Below are 15,890 nucleotides of genomic sequence, written 5' to 3'. Positions count from 1 at the left end.
GGAGAGGGAGAGAAAATGACGTCGACCTTCGAGTCGCTGACTGACGGTATCGAGTTCGGCCTGGACGGTGAGCGGCTGTGTTTCGCCGACACCGTGCGCATCACACAGGAGGGGCACCGCACCGTCGGCGCGATGTCGTCCTTGTACCGCCATGTCGATCCTGCCGACGAGGCCGTGCTCTACGACACCTTCTACGATGTGCGCGACGAGGCCGACGAAGACCGGATGCTGTCTGGCAAGCTCGCCTACTCGCTCACATCGATCCGGCAGGCGCCGGTAGGTACGGAATCGGCCAAGACGCATGGCCATGTGCACTCATTCGAACCCGATGGATTTCCCCCCGCCGAGGCCTACGAGGTGCTGAGCGGCTCGGGCGTCTTCTTCTTGCAGGATCTTCACGCCGGCCCAGCGAGCCGCATGGTCGTCGCGGTGCACGCCGAGAAGGGCGACGTGGTGGTGATCCCCGGGGGGCTCTACCACTGCAGCGTCAACGCGGGCGAGGGCCGGCTGGTGTTCGCCGATCTGTGCCGCCGCGGCATGAGTGACGTCTACGGCGACGTGCGCGAGTTCGGCGGATTCGCCTATCTGCGTCACCTCGACGGGGAGTATGAGCCGAACCCGCGATACGCGGATGTCGCCGGGCTGAAGCATGTCACCGCGGAGGAGTGGGCGGGTGGGCGGATCGGCTCGCTGTACACGACGCTGCGGGATGATCCCGCACAGCTGGCATGGTTGTGGGACCGTGACGAGTTCGTCAGCCGGTTCCCGCACCTCGCCGAGTACGCCTACCCCGTGGGGCTGGCGCAGCCCTGAAGGGCGTCAGCTTTCGGCGTGTTCGCCCTGCTCGTGCCGGCGGAGGATCTCGGCGGCGACGGCGAGATCCTCCCAGGACATGCCGCAACTCTTGAAGACGCGCGGGCGTGTGAAGTCGATCTGCTCCCCGGGGGCGAAAAGCTGCGCGAGTGTGCGCAGCTCATCAGGCCGCAGGACGCCGGAGTCGATCGCCTGGTGGATGTCGCCGGCCTCGGTAAGGGCCGTCTCGAGCGTCTCGACATAGATCGATGCGCGCGAGATGATCGTATCGTCGAGCTCTCGGTGAGTGAGCTGGTACGTACCCATCGCGGCGATGGCCGCACCGGAGGAGACGAGGGCGCCGTCGAACAGCGGTGTACGTGCCGAGGTGCAACAGGCGATGACGTCTGCCTGCCGAATCGCGGGTTCGAGCTCGCCGACCTGTACGGAGCCGTCGGGGAACTCTTCAGCGAGCGCCTCGGCCTTGCGGCGGTCGCGTCCGACGACGGTGAACTCGCTGAAGCGGCCGAGGCCCATGAGCGTGTGCAGGTGTGCCCGGGCTTGCGTGCCCGTGCCGATCACCAACACGCGGGAGGCGGTGGGCGCGGCCAGGCGTGTGAGCGCGAGGGCGCTGACGGCCGACGTGCGCAGCGCCGTGAGAGCCGTGCCGTCGATGGTGGCGTGCAGCGCGCCGGTGGCCGGATCTACCACCAGGTACGTCCCAACGATCGCATCGCGTTGAGACGTGGTGGCGGCGCGGATCGAGAGCACCTTGATGCCCAGCCATCGTGCGTCAACGGCAGGCATGACGGCGAGAGTGCCCGCGCCGTCGGGCTCGGGGAGCATTGTGCGCGGTGCGTCGCTCTCGCTCGCGCCGGCAACCACGGCGTCGCGCAGCGCCTGTACGGCGCCAGCCGGCGGCAGCAGACGGAACACCGATGCTGCGTCGAAGGCGAGCAGTGGATGGACGGCCCCGTCGACGGTCATCGCATAGTCCTAACTAGTCGGTAGCCGATTACCGACTAGTTAGGACTATAGAGGAATGCCGCGCGGAACGAAAGGAAAGCGGCCGTATAGGCGCGGGTGTTGAGCGCGGGCCGCGCGGCGTACGGCCCGCGCTACTGCGCGATGCCCGACGACCAGTCGGAGCGGATGTGCGCAAGGTGGCGCGTCATCGCCGCCTCGGCGGCATCCGGATCGCCGGAATTGATCGCGTCGACGATCTCGAGGTGTTCTTCGCTGGTCTGCACAAGTTTGCCCGCTGCTGCCAGGGCGTGGATGCCGTAGAGGCGCGTCTGGTCGCGCATGTTCTCGACGATCCTGCTCAGGCGAGTGTTGTCAAGGTGTGCCAGAAGACCGAGATGAAAACTGCGGTCCGCGTCGAGGAACTCGGGGATCTCCTCGGCGCGCGCTTTCTCGATCGTCAGCTGCGCCAGTGGTCGGGAACTCTCGACGTTGATCTTTCGGGCGGCGAGTTCGCGCATAGCGCGGGCTTCGAGCCACAGGCGCACCTCGTACACCTCGTCGAGGTCATGATCGCTCATGGGCAGGACGCGAAAGCCGCGATTGCGTACGACTTCGAGGATGCCCTGCGAAACGAGCTCGAGCATGGCTTCGCGAACGGGGGAGTTGGACACGTTCAGGCGGCTCGCCATCGCCGCGGCCGAGATGATGTCGCCGGGCCGGTATTCGCCTGCGACCAGTGATTGGCGGACGATGGCCAGAGTCTGCTCGCGGAGATTCGAAACCTGCATGGTCACAGCTTTGCACCGGATGGAGCCTTGACAACACATTGAATGCGTCTACTCTGAGTGGCGAATGGTTACCGCTAACCGATAACCAAGCGGCAGAGGCAAGCGCGGGCCGGGCTTCATCTCGCGCCGAGAGAGGATGCAACTGTGCCCTTCACGCTTCACACCGTGCGTTCCCGGCATCTCGCGGGCAACGCCTGGGGCGATTCCGCCGATCGCGACCTCGTGGTGTACGTGCCGCAGCGGTCTGCGCAGGGCATGCGCCCGCGCCTCGTCGTGCTGCTGCACGGGTATAGCGGGCACGCCGTCAACTGGCTGAGTCCCGATCAGTTCCGCGGTTCGTCGATCAGGCCGGCGCTGGCGGCCTTGCTCGACGATGTGTTCGCCGACCCGGCCGTGCAGCCGGCGATCGTCGCGATGCCCGATGGCTGGACGCGGCTCGGCGGCGGGCAGTGGCTGAACTCGCCCGTCAACGGCGATTTCGTCGGGTATGTCGCAGAAGAGGTCGTCGGCGTCGTCGAAGAGGCGTACGGCACCGACCCCGATCCGGGCTCGCGCGTCGTGCTCGGCCACTCGTCGGGCGGGCTCGGCGCATGGGAGCTCGCGACGACAACCGACCGATTCGGAGCCCTCGGCGTGCTCGCCGGCGACGCGTTCTTCGAGCGCACTCAACTGGGCATGGTCACCGAGTTGCTGACACGGTACCGGGAGGAGGAGATCGATCCCTCCGACATTCCGAATGATGCGGCGCTTCCGCTCGCACTCGCCGCAAGCTACGCGCCCGATCCCACGGCGCGATTGCGCGGGCGGTTGCCGTTGGACTGGCGCACGGGCGCCCTCGTCGACGAGGTCTGGGCACAGTGGCTCGCGTACGATCCCGTCGTCAACGCGGCCGCGCGTCGCGATCGGCTCGCGGGGTTGCATGGCATCCTGCTGGACGTGGGAGCACGTGACGAGTTCGCCGCTCAATTGGGGCATCGCACGCTGTCAGCGCGGCTGGACGGGCTCGGCATCCGTCACGACGCCGTGGAGTTCGATGGCACCCACTCCAGTCATACGCACGAGCGTGTTGCGCGTGCGATCGGCGACCTGCTGCGCTCCCGCGCACCCTGGGCGAAGGGGATCGTGGCGTGAGGGTCGTCGTGGTCGGAGCGGGAATCGTCGGTCTGTCGACGGCGTACTTCCTCGCGGGCGACGGTCACGAGGTCGTGCTGCTCGACCGCGCCGAGCCGGGTGCGGGCGCCTCGAGCCACAACGCCGGCTGGCTTGCCCCGAGCATGGCCGTGCCGGTGACCGCGCCCGGAGCCCTCGGGCAGGCGATGCGATGGATGCTGCGACACGACACTCCTCTATACGTCCGTCCGAGGTGGGATCTCCGCTATGCCGCGTTCCTGCTGCGACTGCTCGCCTCGTGCCGGGCGGCGCCCTACGCGGCCGGCGTGCGCGCGCTCGCCCCGCTCGCGCAGGGCGCGCTTGACGCATACGACCAGCTTCGCGACGAGGGTCTCGCTGTCGAGCTGAGCGACCGGCCGCTGACGATGCTGTTCACGGACCCGGCGCAGCTCGACGCTCATGTCCGTGAGGTGCGCGAGCTCGAGCGCTCCGGCGCCGCGATCGCCTGGAGCGTGGACGATGCGGAGGAGCTGCGTCAACGAATCCCCGGCGTCTCGCAGTCGGTGGTCGGTGCCCTCGACACGTGGGGAGATCGCGTCGTCGATCCGGCGGTGCTCGTGAGGGAACTGACCCAGGCTTGCCGCCGCCGCGGGGTAGAGGTCGTCTGCGGGGTGGACGCGGCCTTCGAATCCACCCGGTCTCGGCCGCGCCTGCGGCATCGCGACGGCGTGATCGCCGGCGATGCCTATGTCGTCTCGGCCGGGGTGTGGAGCGACCGTGTCGTCCGTCCGCTCGGGCAGAGGCTTTCGCTCGCGGCCGGCAAGGGATACGGGTTCGACCTGCCCGTCGTGCCCGAGCTCGCCGGAGGGCCGCTGTATCTCGCCGAGGGGCGGGTGGCGATGACGCCGTACCCCGACCGGCTGCGACTTTCGGGCACGATGGGATTCGGAGCGGCCGATCACCGTATCGACCGCCGTCGGGCGGCAGGGATTCTGGCATCCGCCGACCGCTACCTACCGGGATTCGGGTTGGCGGCTGCGGCCGGTGAGCCATGGACGGGTCTTCGTCCGATGACGCCCGATGGGGTTCCGATCATCGGCCGGCTGCCGGCGACACGGTCGGTCGTCGTCGCGACGGGGCATCAGATGATGGGGGTGACGCTCGGACCGGTGACCGGACGGCTCGTCGCCGGACTGATCGCGAGCGACCGCGACGAGATCGACCCCGCCTACCGCGTGCGCTGACGCCACACGCGCCGCGGTTCGGGTCATCGTCACCACCGGGGGCGGTATGGGCAAGCTGGCCGCAGGGGGATGTCAGAGGGTCGCGAGAGACTCTTGCTATGGATCTCCCGTCTGAGGCGCCCGCCGAGGGGCAGCGCTGCGTTGCGCTCCCCGCGCGCCTCGGCGAGAGGTGGAGTGCAGCCGAGTACGCACAGCTGGTCGACGAGATCCGCTCTGGCTTGACCGTCGACGAGATCGCCAAAGCGCATGGTCGACCGCCGGGCGGCATCACCGCCGCCTGCAACCGACTCCTGCCGACGGAGCACCGGTCATCCAGTCGTCGGCACGCCCCCACAGTGCTGAGCCTTTATCTTCACGAGCATCCGGACGCGCCCCTCGCAGCGATCCCACTCCTGACGTCCAGAAGGCACCGCAAGCCCCGATACGAGGAGTGCATGCCGCTGCCGGTGCCCACCAGTCGGGGTCTGGATTTCGGCGCACAGCTCGAGCCGGGAGACGCCGCTGCTCTCGCCTTCGAAGCCGTGTCCTGGCTTGACGGGCGACCGCGTGAGAAGCAGGTGCTGCGCATGCGCCTCGGCTTCCAGGGTGCACCCCGCACGTTGGCGGAGATCGCTGGACGATTCGGTGTCAGTGGCGAACGTATCCGCCAGATCGAGGCCAGAGCGCTCGCCCTCCTCGTTCGCCAGGCGCGCAAGCCCGGCACCCCGGGGGCGACCCTCGCTGCGCTCCTTCACCTGCCCATCCCGGATGCGTTCGATGAAGCGTTTGCCGAGCGCGTCGCCACGATCGTCGCCTCTGAGTTCGAAGCCCCGATCGGCGTCGCCATCCCGTTTCTGCTGTGTGCTGCCGGCATCGCCTCCCCGGCTGCGCGCCGGGTCGCGTTCCTCGCCCGCGCAGCCGAGGAACGCCGCCGGGAGCTTGAGAAGGAGCAACTGCGAACCGCTGCCGCCGAGCGCCGCGCCGCCACTGTGGTCAGCCGCGCTGATGCGGTGGTCACTCGCTGGAGCGCGCACGCGTCGTGGCCCGCCACCGTGGAACCTCCACCCGAGCGGGGAACACTTCATGCGCTGCGGCTTGACGGCCCCGGTGAGCCAGCGGGAAGCTTCCACTCCCAGAAGCTCGATCGCGACGTGCTCTACGAATCGGGCCTCGAGCTCGTCGCGCTCACCGTCCTGGAGAACAGCTCCGAGGTCGCCTGGTACCAGGAGCAGCCGCTGACTATCCCGTACACATGGGAAGGTCGTCAGCGTGTTTACTACCCGGACATCCTCGCCGCGACCCGCGCGGGCCGGTGCCTGCTCATCGAGGTCAAGCCACTGATGAACATGCCCGTCGCCGTCAACCGTGCCAAAGCCGCCGCCGGGCGGGCCTACGCGCACCAGCTCGGCTGGGGTTGGATCACCGTCGATGGCATCCACACAGAGCGGGACCTCGAAACCCACGCCATCCCCGCTGAGGCGCGGCACGCCATCGCTGCCGGGCTCGAGGCCCACCACAGCCTCGGCTGGCGCGAGATCCTCGAACTGCGCACCGAATCCGGGGTCAGCCCGCGCGACATCGCTGCCTTCATCATCCAGACCGGTGCGCAGTTGACCCTCGAGCCTCGCTACCGTATCTCCGCTTCACGATGACCGGCTGGCACTGATGATTCGGTGACGTCTTACGTGATCCCGCCAGCAACTCGTCGACCCGGTCGGCCCTCGTGGCTTCGTCGCACCGCTCGACGGCGGGTGCCTCAGGAATCCGCATCCGCAGTCGTCGCCGCGGGCAGTTCCCGCATCCGCCAGAACGGGCCGATGGCGACGAACAGTGCCGCAAACAGCTCGCCGGCCGCGCCGATCCACATCGTCGGGACGACGCCGAGCCATTGACCGAGCGCGCCGGCGAGCAGGGCGGCGATGGGCATGACGCCCCACACGACGAAGCGGATGGAGGCGTTCATCCGGCCGAGCAGGCGCGGCGGGGTGATCCGCTGGCGGAAGGTCACCTGCGTGATGTTGTAGACGAGCACCGTGAAGCTGCCGATGAACCCCTGCGCGACCAGCAGCGGGAAGGCGACCTCGGGCACGATGGCGGCGACCGGGATGAACAGCGCCGCCACGCTGAACGAGATGGCGCTCACCGGGATCGCGCGCGCCTCACCAATGCGTGCGACGATGCGCGGCGTCATCACGGCGCCGACCAGGCCGCCGATCGCGCCGAGCGAAAGGACGATGCCCAGAGCCTCGACCGTGAAGCCCAGGTGCCGCAGCAGGAACAGCGGCAGCATCGTGAAGACGACGGTGCTGAAGAAGTTCGAGACCCCGGTCGTCCCGACGATGCGCCGCAGCAGCGGGTTGCCGAACACCCAGCGCAGCCCCTCGCCGATCTCCGTCATGATGGGCTCGTGGTCTTCGGGCGCCCGCCGCACCTCGTGGTCGCGGGTCGTCGACAGCGCCGCGAACGACGCGAGATACGTTGCGACGTTGATGACGATCGCGACCGGTGCCGAGAGCACGCCGATCAGCCAGCCGCCGATGGCAGGGCCGGCCAGGTGCGCGATCTGCGCGGTCGATTCGAGCTTGCCGTTGGCTTCGGCGATCTGGTCGGTCTTCACGAGCGACGGGATGAGGCTCTGGTACGACACGTCGAAGAACACCGCGGCGATGCCGACGACGAACGCCACGAGGATGAGCTGCCAGATCTGCAGCCACCCCAGCCACCACAGCATGGGGACGGTCATGAGAGCGAGCGCTCGCACGAGGTCGGCCCAGATCATCACGTGGCGCTTCCGCATGCGGTCGATCCACGCGCCGGCGGGCAGGCCCACGATGAGGAACGCCGCGACGCCTGCCGCGTTCAGCACGCCGACTTCGAGCTCGGTCGCGTGCAGCAGGACAACGGCGATCACCGGCACGGCGAGGTTCGTGATCTGCTCGCCGAACTGGCTGAGCGCCTGGCCGCTCCACATCGTGAGGAAGTTGCCGTCGCGCCACAGCGATGCGCGCGAGGATGCCGGGGGATCTGCGACGGCATCCGGATCGACTGATTGAGTCATGCAATCAGTATGCGGATACTGATTGAGTTCGTCAACCGGTCGCGTTAGGCTGAAGACATGGATGCGGACGGGGCGCGGGCGGCGAAGGCGCTGAGCTCGCCGCTGCGCCTGCGGGTGCTGCGCCTGTGCCGCTTCGAGGCGCGCACGAACAAGGAGCTGGCGGAGCTGCTCGAGGTCAACCCCGGGACGATGCTCCACCACGTGCGGATGCTCGTGGAGACCGGGTTCCTTCAGGCGCAGCCCGAGCGCTCCGGCGCACAGGGCGCCCGCGAAGTGCCGTACCTCGCGACCGGCCTCTCCTGGAATGCGCCGATGGATGACAGCATCCCGGTCATGCTCGAGACGATCCGGCAGCAGGCGGCGATCGCCGACCCCGAACGGGTGTGGATCTCGTGGCTCGGCCTGCGGCTCAACGACGAGCACCTGCGCGAGCTGCACGAGCGGATGTACGCGCTCATCGCGGAGTACAAGGACCGCGCCCCCGACCCCGACGGCCAGCCCTACTCGCTCGTCGGCATCATTCACCCCGACTTGGGGTAGACCTGTCTGGTTGCGCTCGCACCACAAGACGCGTGCGTCGAGGGCGGCAGTGTCGCTCCGAGCGTCGGTCTCGACCCGCGCGATGCGGGATGCCGGCGCCTGCGGTCGCGCGGTAGGCGGGCGCATCGACGTCAAGTTCGCCATCCCCAGCGCCTAGCGCAGCGCGGCGTCGACCTGGATGTCGGGGCGCGCTTGCTGCATGGGTTCTCCGGAGCGAGACCCAGGACAGGCTCGTGATGACGCTGCCGGCAGGCGGAGTGCTCGACGGCGAAGGAACCGTGTCTCCGGCAGATGGGGGTGCATTCCGCTAGAGGGCAACCGAGTCAAGATGCCCGAACTTGTGACTGGAGAACGCCTGTCGATTGGCCGGAACCGGCCGACTGGGCCGCTCCGGAAGAGCGCTGAGCCCGACAACACCACAGCCAAGCCGAGGGGCGATGCCGCACCATGGGCTATTGCGGCGTCTGATAGATCGTCTTCCACTCGCGCAACCGGACGATCTTGCCGCCATCGAGTTCGATGCGAAACACGTAGTCGCTGTGGGTCAGTTGCGGGTCTGCGCCGCCAAAGCTCCGGTGCCCCTCGCCAGACGCCTCTACCCAGAACACGCGAGGATCGTCGGTCGGCCACACGCGTGCATCCTTGTGGTGCCAGTCGGGACACAGCGCCGCATTGCGCTCGTCCCCCGCACGCAGAGCCTCGGGACTGCTCCACCGCAAACCGAAGTTGACCAGCTCCTTGACGCCGTCGTCGGCGTAGAGGGCGCGTCGCTCGTCGGTGATCCCTAGCTCGAAGAACCGGGCTACGGTCTGTCGGTTGCGTTCGCGTTCATCGTGGCCGTCGGGGGCATCATTCACGGCAGGACTCCAAACTATCTATGTATACCGCGCAGTGTACGACAAGGTTCGCTCTCCGGCAAGCGCGGTCGGAGCGCAGGCGGGAGCAAGGGGCGGCACCCCGCGCCGCGGCGGGGAGTAATAGGGGGGTCCGATACCTACTATCTCCCCCGACGCTTTTGCCTCCAGCACCTGTAATGAATACTTGGCAGAACACAGAGCAGTATGCAGAGTCGCATCGGGTTCCATGACGGCGGAACCAGAGGAGCGTTGTCCGACTTTCTCCGCGTTGCGGATGGGGCCGGCACCGTCTGCGGCTCGCATGGCGAGCGAGAGGGGCGGCATCGGACATGAGCTCCGTAGACAGCGAGGCAGATCGCGAACGGGAACGGAACCGCGCCACTGTCAGGCGCTTCTTCGAGTTGCCGATCTGCGATGAGCGGCGTGCGCTCTACGCGGAAGACGGCGTCAAAGAGATGGCCACCCACGGTATGCGGTGGACAGGGCAGGAGGCTCTGCGCCGAGGTGACGAGTACAACTTGCAGTTCGACTCCGGCTGGCACCACAAGGAACCGACCATTTGGGCGACGGAAGACCCCAAGGTCTTCTGGGTCGAGGTCGATGGGGAGGGTGCGCGTTCGTTCGGAGGGTGCGACCCACTTCCGGTCGGAGGGCCTTACGTGTTCAGGATCACGTTGGACAACGGAAAGATCAAGCTTCTGCGCGAGTGGTCGGTCAAGCCGACGCCTCCGCAGTGAGTGCCGCCGGCATGCACCAGTGGCGGTAACGGCAATCCCGCCGTGCATCAAGAGAAGCAAGCAACATGAAGGAGAACGCGATGAAACGTGGCAACAGACGAATGAGGTCCGGGATCGCCGCCCTTACGATGCTGGTCATCGGTGGCGTGACGCTCGCAGGCTGCTCGGGAGACGACGATCCCAAAGCGAGTGACGGGCAGATCACTCTCAAGGTCGCGGTAGAGATGACTCAGCAGGGTGGCAACCCGCCGTACGATGCAGTGCTCGACGACTTCGAGGCGGCGAATCCTGACATCAAGATCGAGCGGATCTATCCGCCGCAGGACTCGTATGCGCAGACGCTGCTGACGCAGCTGCAGGCTGGAACGGCGCCCGATGTCATCTACATGCCCTCCGGTGGTGGTTCGGCGCTGTCGATCGGCACGGTATCGAAGGCGGGCTTCATCGTCGACCTGTCGGATCGGGACTGGGCGACGAAGGTGCTGCCCGAGTCGCAGCGCGAGCTGTTCAGCCTCCAAGGTGAGGGGATCTACGGCATCCCGCTGGCATATGACGGAATCGCTACGGCCTACCGAGCCGACCTGTTCGACAAGTACGGCATCACGGTCCCGACCACCAAGCAAGAGCTGCTGGATGCATGCAAGGAGAGCCTCGACAAGGCCGGGGTCCCGTTTGCCGCACTTCCGGGAACCGAGCCGGACTCGACGGCGCAGTTCACACTGTCGGTCGCTACGCAGTATGTGTTGAACGATGACCCGGACTGGAACGCGAAGCGCATCGCCGGTGAGGTCACGTTCGCAGACACGCCGGGATGGGTGAAGTCGCTGGAATACATGGCCGACATGCTCAAGGGCGGATGCTTCCCGTCCACGGTGGCATCGGATAGCTATGACACGTCGCCGGCCCAGGTCGCGAACGGCGAGACGCTCTCGTTCCTCGCCTCGACGGTGGGCTCGATTCCGAGCCTGCTGAGCCACAACGACGAGGGCACGTTCAACCTCTTCGTGACGCCGATGGAGGATGCCGACGACACGATCTTCATGATGAATGCCGGCAGCGCGCTGACGATCAACAAGAAGACCGAGCACATGGACGCTGCGCTGAAGCTCCTGGAGTACTTCACGACTGCTGACGAGGCCGAGAGGTTCGCCGCGGTCGGTCACGTCATCCCCCTCGGCGCCATTGGCACCGGAGAGGGACTCGGCGATGACATCACGGGTCTCACCGACTTCGTGAAGAACCCGGAGCGTACGCGCATCCCGATCCACAAGGCATGGCCCACGGCTGATAGCTATGCCGTGCTCCGTGAGAAGATCCAGGGCCTCCTGACGGGGCAGTTCACGCCGCACGACATTCTGGTGGCTATGGACGACGCCTGGGGAGAGTGATCGCTGAGGGGCGGCCTGTAGAGATCCGGGGGTGCTCGAACCTCGTGTTCGAGCACCCCCCGGCGACAGGGGGGCCGCCCCGCTGCGCACGATGAGAGCACCATCCGACATGAAGGAGAGCGCATTGAAGCGTCAGATCCCGAGAGCCGTGGGGCGACCATGGTAGAGCAGACGGTCGTGCCTCCCGCGGACGCAGGCAAAGTCAGTGGCCATCGCCGAAAGGAGCGTCGGGGCTCTCGCGCCGATCGTGCGCAGCCCGCGACCCGCAACTTCATGAAGGCTCCGATCGTGTGGGCGTTGCCCGCAGTGATCGTCGTGCTGGTGTTGCGATACGTCTCGACGTTGACCGGACTCAGCTACTCGTTCACCGACCTCCAGGGGGTGGGTGAAGAGTCCTCCTTCGTCGGACTCGACAACTTCGTCGAGGTCTTCAAGAACCCGAGCCTGCGTCCGGCGCTGATGAACACCCTGACGATAGCGATCAGCTACGTCATCATCGTCAACGTGCTGGCACTCCTGCTTGCGGTCGGTCTCCACCGAGCCGCCCGCACGGGAGGGATTTCGCGATCGCTGGTCTTCTTGCCCGTGGTCATGAGCTCGGTAGTGATCGCCTACGCATGGCAGTTCATCCTCGCTCCCAACGGCGCGATCAACCAGGTCCTCACTGCAGTCGGGCTGGGGGATTTCGCCAAGGCCTGGCTCGCCGATCCGACGTGGGCGCTGTGGTGCATCCTGCTTGTCATGGTCTGGCAGACCGTGGGTCTCCCGATGGTCATCTACATGGCGGGCTTGCAGAGCATCTCCAAGGACATTGACGAGGCCGCAACGATCGACGGCGCGCGGTTCTGGCGTCATCTCCGGACGGTCACTCTGCCGCTGCTCGCGCCGTCAATCACTGTGGCGTCCACCCTCAGCCTGATCAGTGGACTTGAGGTGTTCGACCTCGTCATGGCCCTGACGCGTGGAGGCCCCGCGGGAGCTACCCAGACTCTCGCGACAGTCATGTACGACACGACGTGGGTGCGCGGCCACTACGGTCTCGGCGCGGCGATCGCCGTGACGTTGATGCTGTTGGTGATCGTGGCGTCCGTCATCCAGGTCTCGATTACGCGACGTCTCGAGAGGAAGATGCGATGAAACTGCGGCGTCGCGGTGTGATGGGCAGCTTCTTGCGCGAGGCGAGCCTGTTGATTTTCGCAGCCCTGTGGGCGGCGCCTTTCTATCTCCTGATCTCGGGCTCATTGCGAACCACGGAGGAGATCTACAAGGCTCCCTTCGGGCTTCCGACGAGCCTCAACGTCTCCTCGTTCGGCACTGCGTGGAGCTTCATCCAGATGCCGACGCTGCCTCGTGCGCTGCTCAACACGGCGATCATGACCGTCGGCACGGTGATAGTCCTGATCTTGCTGTCCGCGATCTGTGCATACGTGATCGCACGCCGTTCCGGCTGGTTCGCCATCGGCGTCTATGGCATGTTTCTTTTGGCGATGGCCCTTCCGGGGCAAGTGGGATTCATCTCGGTCTATATGTGGCTGAACCAGCTCGGGCTGCTCGGCACGTATGCGGGCGTGATCGTCGCGAATGTCGCCGGTTACTTGCCGATGGCGGTGTTCTTGTACACCGGGTTCTTCCGGGCACTCTCTCCCGACTACGAAGAGGCGTCGTACATGGACGGAGCAAGTCGGACGCGGACATTCTTCCGCGTCGTCTTCCCTCAGCTCCGTGCGGTCACCGGCACGCTGACGATCCTGGTGGGCATCTTCACCTGGAACGAGTTCTTCACGCCGCTGATCATCCTGTCGGGAACGGAGAACGTACCCGTGACCGTCACCCTCTATCAGTTCATGGGGAACATCTACTCGGACTGGTCGGTGGTCTTCGCCGTGATCCTCATCGCGATGGCGCCGGCAATGGCTCTGTTCGCCATCGGTCAGAAGTACCTGATCAAGGGCTTCACGGGCGGGATCAAGGGATGAGCATGCAGTCCAAGCGCAGAAAGGTAAGGCTATGGCGACCATAGAGTTCAACGACGTCACGAAGAGCTTTGATCGGCGGGCCGCTGCAGTCGACGGCTTCAATCTGTCCGTCAACGACGGTGAGTTCATGGTGCTTGTCGGTCCCTCAGGGTGCGGCAAGACGACCGCGTTGCGGATGGCTGCCGGATTGGAAGAGCCCACTTCTGGGACGATCTCGATGGACGGCACTGTTGTGAACGGGATGCGGCCCACGGAACGTGATGTCGCGATGGTGTTCCAGAGCTACGCGCTCTATCCGCACATGACGGTGTTTGAGAACATGGCGTATCCGCTGCGATGCATGCGGGTTCCTCGCGCCAGCGTGCGCGAACAGGTGGAGCAAGCCGCAAAGATCCTCCAGCTCACCGACTACCTAAAGCGCAAGCCCGCACAACTGTCTGGAGGGCAGCGTCAGCGCGTCGCGATGGGGCGTGCGATCGTGCGTCAGCCGCGGTTGTTCCTGATGGACGAGCCGTTGTCCAACCTCGACGCGAAACTCCGGCTGGAGATGCGCGCGGACCTGGCTCGTATGCAGCGTGAGATCGGCGTCACGACGATCTACGTCACCCATGATCAGTCGGAGGCGATGGGACTGAGCGACCGGATCGCCGTCGTCAACGGTGGCCACGTCGAGCAGTGTGGCACAGCGGATGAGGTGTATGAGCGCCCGTCCACGATGTTCGTCGCGACCTTCCTGGGTGCTCCACCGATGAACCTGCTGCCGGCGAAGCTGGAGGAGCGCGGCGACGGTCGAATCGTCTGCCGCGTCGGAGACCAGGAGCTTTCGTTGTCCCCGGGGCGCGCCCCCGCGGCCCTGCGCGATTACATCGGTCGCACCGTCGCATTTGGCTTCCGACCCGAGGCAGTTCACTTCGGCACTGGCATCGAGGCGGAATCGCTCGCGTTGCGCGCCGTGGCGACTCACACCGAGACACTGCCGCCCGAGCAACTCGTCTATCTCGACGTGGCTGGTGCCAGCGTGTCGTCTGACACGCCGGGCGTGAGTCCGGAGATGGCGAAGCTCCTACGACGCGTGATCGCGCGAGTGCCGATCGACGTTCCCGTGTCCGTGGGTGAGTCGGTAACGGCCTCGATTCCGATGACCTCGGCACATTTCTTCGATCTGCAGACCGGCGACGTGATCAGCAACGGTGCGCGCGTCCCGACGTCTACGATCTTCCTTCCCGCGGGGAGGTGACCGATATGGGCTTCCGAACCTATGATCCGTCACGTTGGCCCAACAACGCGATGGTGGAACACCCCAAGTCCGGTGACGGCGCGATGACCGGTATGAGCAGGTTCTCGCCGGGCGAGTTGGCGAGGCGGCACGAGGCCGTGCGAGAGCTGCTTCGGGACCGCGAATGCGAGTTGTTGATCGCACAGGGAGCCTTCCCGCCGACGACTGCGGGTTCGACCGTATCCCTGTACTGGCTGTCGGGGTACAACGGATTCCGCAATCCGACGACGCTGATCCTCCCCACGGAGGGTGAGCTCCAGATCTACGCCGGGGTGAAGCTGACGTCGCGACCGGGCCATCATTCACCGTTCGTCGACGGTGAGGACATGGCGCCGGTGCTGCGTGCCGCCAAGCGGATTGCGTATTACGGCACAGGGCTGATGACATGGCAATTCCACGAGTACCTGCGGCAGGTCGCGCCGGCGGCGGAGATCATCGATTTCAGCAACGAACTGGATCATCTCATCGCGTGCAAGAGCGATGAGGAGTTGGAGCTCATGGGCGACACGTGCGAGATCCAGGATCGGGTCTGGCGAGCCGCTCCGACCTATCTCCTACCGGGTCGCACGTTCCAGGAGATTCGTGCGGACGTGCTGCGGCTCCTGATCAATCTCGGCATGGACCCGACGCTGATGCCGAAGATTCTGATCGGATTCCTCCCGAATCGTTCCTTCGACGATCGATCCTCCCCACATGGGATGGATCTGCCGCGAGACACCCGCGTGACCGAGTCGGACTTCGTCTCGTTGATCTTGGAGACGCCGGGCAGTGGGGGCTACTACACCGAACGGCAGCGGTACTTCTTCTTCGATGAGCCCGCAGACGAGGTTCGAGAGTACTGGTCGCTGGCAGTGCAGCTGCACGAGTTCCTCTGCGGCGCAGCCCGACCCGGGTCGTCGGTTGTCGAGGTGCAGCGCGAGTTCGACGAGTACAAGGTGTCCCTCGGGCTGGACCACGTGGGGATGGCAGCCTTCCGCGGCATCGGCATGCTCACGGTCGACCGGCCGCAGGCCCGGATGCCGTGGGAAGACATCGTCCTGCGGCCCGGTCACACCCTCGTGACGCAGATCGGCGCCCGTCGAGATGGGCTCGGGATGAATTTGATGGAGACCGTTGTGGTGCGGGACTCGGGTGCGGAGATGCTCGGCCACTACCCCCTCGAACTCGGCGTGCTCTGAC

Annotated in this window: 15 protein-coding genes; 11 read left to right on the top strand and 4 right to left on the bottom strand. The window is 66.1% G+C overall.

What is annotated here, in order from left to right; translation table 11 throughout:
* Positions 1-15 precede the first annotated feature (15 nt).
* Entirely contained in the window at positions 16-813 is a 798-nt protein-coding gene (locus QM720_RS04585; protein WP_415124977.1) for a glucose-6-phosphate isomerase family protein, read from the top strand.
* Between the two features lie 6 nt (positions 814-819).
* On the opposite strand, the gene QM720_RS04580 is transcribed toward QM720_RS04585, so the two are convergent.
* The gene (locus QM720_RS04580; protein ID WP_415124976.1) at positions 820-1,779 is read right to left on the bottom strand and encodes an ornithine cyclodeaminase family protein; all 960 of its coding nucleotides are present in this window, start codon (positions 1,777-1,779) and stop codon (positions 820-822) included.
* Positions 1,780-1,910: 131 nt separating this feature from the next.
* Positions 1,911-2,546 carry a GntR family transcriptional regulator gene (locus tag QM720_RS04575; RefSeq protein WP_415127805.1) on the bottom strand — a complete coding sequence of 212 codons (636 nt, stop codon included), beginning with the start codon at positions 2,544-2,546 and terminating at the stop codon, positions 1,911-1,913.
* 144 nt (positions 2,547-2,690) lie between these two features.
* Between QM720_RS04575 and QM720_RS04570 the strand changes: the two genes are divergently transcribed.
* From QM720_RS04570 to QM720_RS04560, 3 genes are all read left to right on the top strand, one after another.
* Positions 2,691-3,677, top strand: a complete 987-nt coding sequence (locus QM720_RS04570) for an alpha/beta hydrolase-fold protein (RefSeq protein WP_415124975.1) — start codon at positions 2,691-2,693, stop codon at positions 3,675-3,677.
* Entirely contained in the window at positions 3,674-4,900 is a 1,227-nt protein-coding gene (locus QM720_RS04565; RefSeq protein ID WP_415124974.1) for an NAD(P)/FAD-dependent oxidoreductase, read from the top strand. The genes QM720_RS04570 and QM720_RS04565 overlap by 4 nt, the downstream gene beginning before the upstream one ends.
* A gap of 98 nt (positions 4,901-4,998) precedes the next feature.
* Positions 4,999-6,531: a sigma factor-like helix-turn-helix DNA-binding protein gene (locus QM720_RS04560; protein ID WP_415124973.1), complete on the top strand. Its 1,533-nt coding sequence runs from the start codon at positions 4,999-5,001 to the stop codon at positions 6,529-6,531.
* A gap of 104 nt (positions 6,532-6,635) precedes the next feature.
* Here QM720_RS04560 and QM720_RS04555 read toward each other — a convergent pair whose 3' ends face one another.
* Positions 6,636-7,937 (bottom strand): MFS transporter, encoded by a 1,302-nt coding sequence (locus QM720_RS04555; RefSeq protein WP_415124972.1) that lies wholly within the window; start codon positions 7,935-7,937, stop codon positions 6,636-6,638.
* A 57-nt stretch (positions 7,938-7,994) separates the two neighbouring features.
* Between QM720_RS04555 and QM720_RS04550 the strand changes: the two genes are divergently transcribed.
* Positions 7,995-8,477 carry a helix-turn-helix domain-containing protein gene (locus tag QM720_RS04550; protein WP_415124971.1) on the top strand — a complete coding sequence of 161 codons (483 nt, stop codon included), beginning with the start codon at positions 7,995-7,997 and terminating at the stop codon, positions 8,475-8,477.
* A gap of 452 nt (positions 8,478-8,929) precedes the next feature.
* Here QM720_RS04550 and QM720_RS04545 read toward each other — a convergent pair whose 3' ends face one another.
* Positions 8,930-9,334: a PhzA/PhzB family protein gene (locus QM720_RS04545; RefSeq protein WP_415124970.1), complete on the bottom strand. Its 405-nt coding sequence runs from the start codon at positions 9,332-9,334 to the stop codon at positions 8,930-8,932.
* Positions 9,335-9,663: 329 nt separating this feature from the next.
* On the opposite strand from QM720_RS04545, the gene QM720_RS04540 reads away from it, so the two are divergent.
* The 6 genes from QM720_RS04540 to QM720_RS04515 all read left to right on the top strand — a co-directional run bounded on the left by QM720_RS04540 (position 9,664) and on the right by QM720_RS04515 (position 15,889).
* Positions 9,664-10,071, top strand: coding sequence for a PhzA/PhzB family protein (locus QM720_RS04540; RefSeq protein ID WP_415124969.1), 408 nt, complete (start codon positions 9,664-9,666; stop codon positions 10,069-10,071).
* Between the two features lie 65 nt (positions 10,072-10,136).
* Positions 10,137-11,459 carry an ABC transporter substrate-binding protein gene (locus QM720_RS04535; RefSeq protein ID WP_415124968.1) on the top strand — a complete coding sequence of 441 codons (1,323 nt, stop codon included), beginning with the start codon at positions 10,137-10,139 and terminating at the stop codon, positions 11,457-11,459.
* Positions 11,460-11,732: 273 nt separating this feature from the next.
* Positions 11,733-12,596: a carbohydrate ABC transporter permease gene (locus QM720_RS04530; RefSeq protein WP_415124967.1), complete on the top strand. Its 864-nt coding sequence runs from the start codon at positions 11,733-11,735 to the stop codon at positions 12,594-12,596.
* Positions 12,593-13,435, top strand: a complete 843-nt coding sequence (locus QM720_RS04525) for a carbohydrate ABC transporter permease (RefSeq protein WP_415124966.1) — start codon at positions 12,593-12,595, stop codon at positions 13,433-13,435. The genes QM720_RS04530 and QM720_RS04525 overlap by 4 nt, the downstream gene beginning before the upstream one ends.
* A 31-nt stretch (positions 13,436-13,466) precedes the next feature.
* Entirely contained in the window at positions 13,467-14,672 is a 1,206-nt protein-coding gene (locus QM720_RS04520) for an ABC transporter ATP-binding protein (protein ID WP_415124965.1), read from the top strand.
* Between the two features lie 5 nt (positions 14,673-14,677).
* Positions 14,678-15,889, top strand: coding sequence for a M24 family metallopeptidase (locus QM720_RS04515; RefSeq protein ID WP_415127803.1), 1,212 nt, complete (start codon positions 14,678-14,680; stop codon positions 15,887-15,889).
* Position 15,890: the final 1 nt, after the last annotated feature.

The sequence above is a fragment of the Microbacterium sp. genome (assembly GCF_047602155.1).
Taxonomy (GTDB): Bacteria; Actinomycetota; Actinomycetes; order Actinomycetales; family Microbacteriaceae; genus Microbacterium.
This window is presented reverse-complemented; position numbering and strand designations above follow the sequence as displayed.

Excerpts from the sequence above, each read along its gene's own strand:
- QM720_RS04585 (WP_415124977.1), top strand. The coding sequence starts at position 16 with ATGACGTCGACCTTCGAGTCGCTGACTGACGGTATCGAGTTCGGCCTG.
- QM720_RS04580 (WP_415124976.1), bottom strand. The coding sequence starts at position 1,779 with ATGACCGTCGACGGGGCCGTCCATCCACTGCTCGCCTTCGACGCAGCA.
- QM720_RS04575 (WP_415127805.1), bottom strand. The coding sequence starts at position 2,546 with ATGCAGGTTTCGAATCTCCGCGAGCAGACTCTGGCCATCGTCCGCCAA.
- QM720_RS04560 (WP_415124973.1), top strand. The coding sequence starts at position 4,999 with ATGGATCTCCCGTCTGAGGCGCCCGCCGAGGGGCAGCGCTGCGTTGCG.
- QM720_RS04555 (WP_415124972.1), bottom strand. The coding sequence starts at position 7,937 with ATGACTCAATCAGTCGATCCGGATGCCGTCGCAGATCCCCCGGCATCC.
- QM720_RS04550 (WP_415124971.1), top strand. The coding sequence starts at position 7,995 with ATGGATGCGGACGGGGCGCGGGCGGCGAAGGCGCTGAGCTCGCCGCTG.
- QM720_RS04540 (WP_415124969.1), top strand. The coding sequence starts at position 9,664 with ATGAGCTCCGTAGACAGCGAGGCAGATCGCGAACGGGAACGGAACCGC.
- QM720_RS04535 (WP_415124968.1), top strand. The coding sequence starts at position 10,137 with ATGAAGGAGAACGCGATGAAACGTGGCAACAGACGAATGAGGTCCGGG.
- QM720_RS04530 (WP_415124967.1), top strand. The coding sequence starts at position 11,733 with ATGAAGGCTCCGATCGTGTGGGCGTTGCCCGCAGTGATCGTCGTGCTG.
- QM720_RS04525 (WP_415124966.1), top strand. The coding sequence starts at position 12,593 with ATGAAACTGCGGCGTCGCGGTGTGATGGGCAGCTTCTTGCGCGAGGCG.
- QM720_RS04520 (WP_415124965.1), top strand. The coding sequence starts at position 13,467 with ATGGCGACCATAGAGTTCAACGACGTCACGAAGAGCTTTGATCGGCGG.
- QM720_RS04515 (WP_415127803.1), top strand. The coding sequence starts at position 14,678 with ATGGGCTTCCGAACCTATGATCCGTCACGTTGGCCCAACAACGCGATG.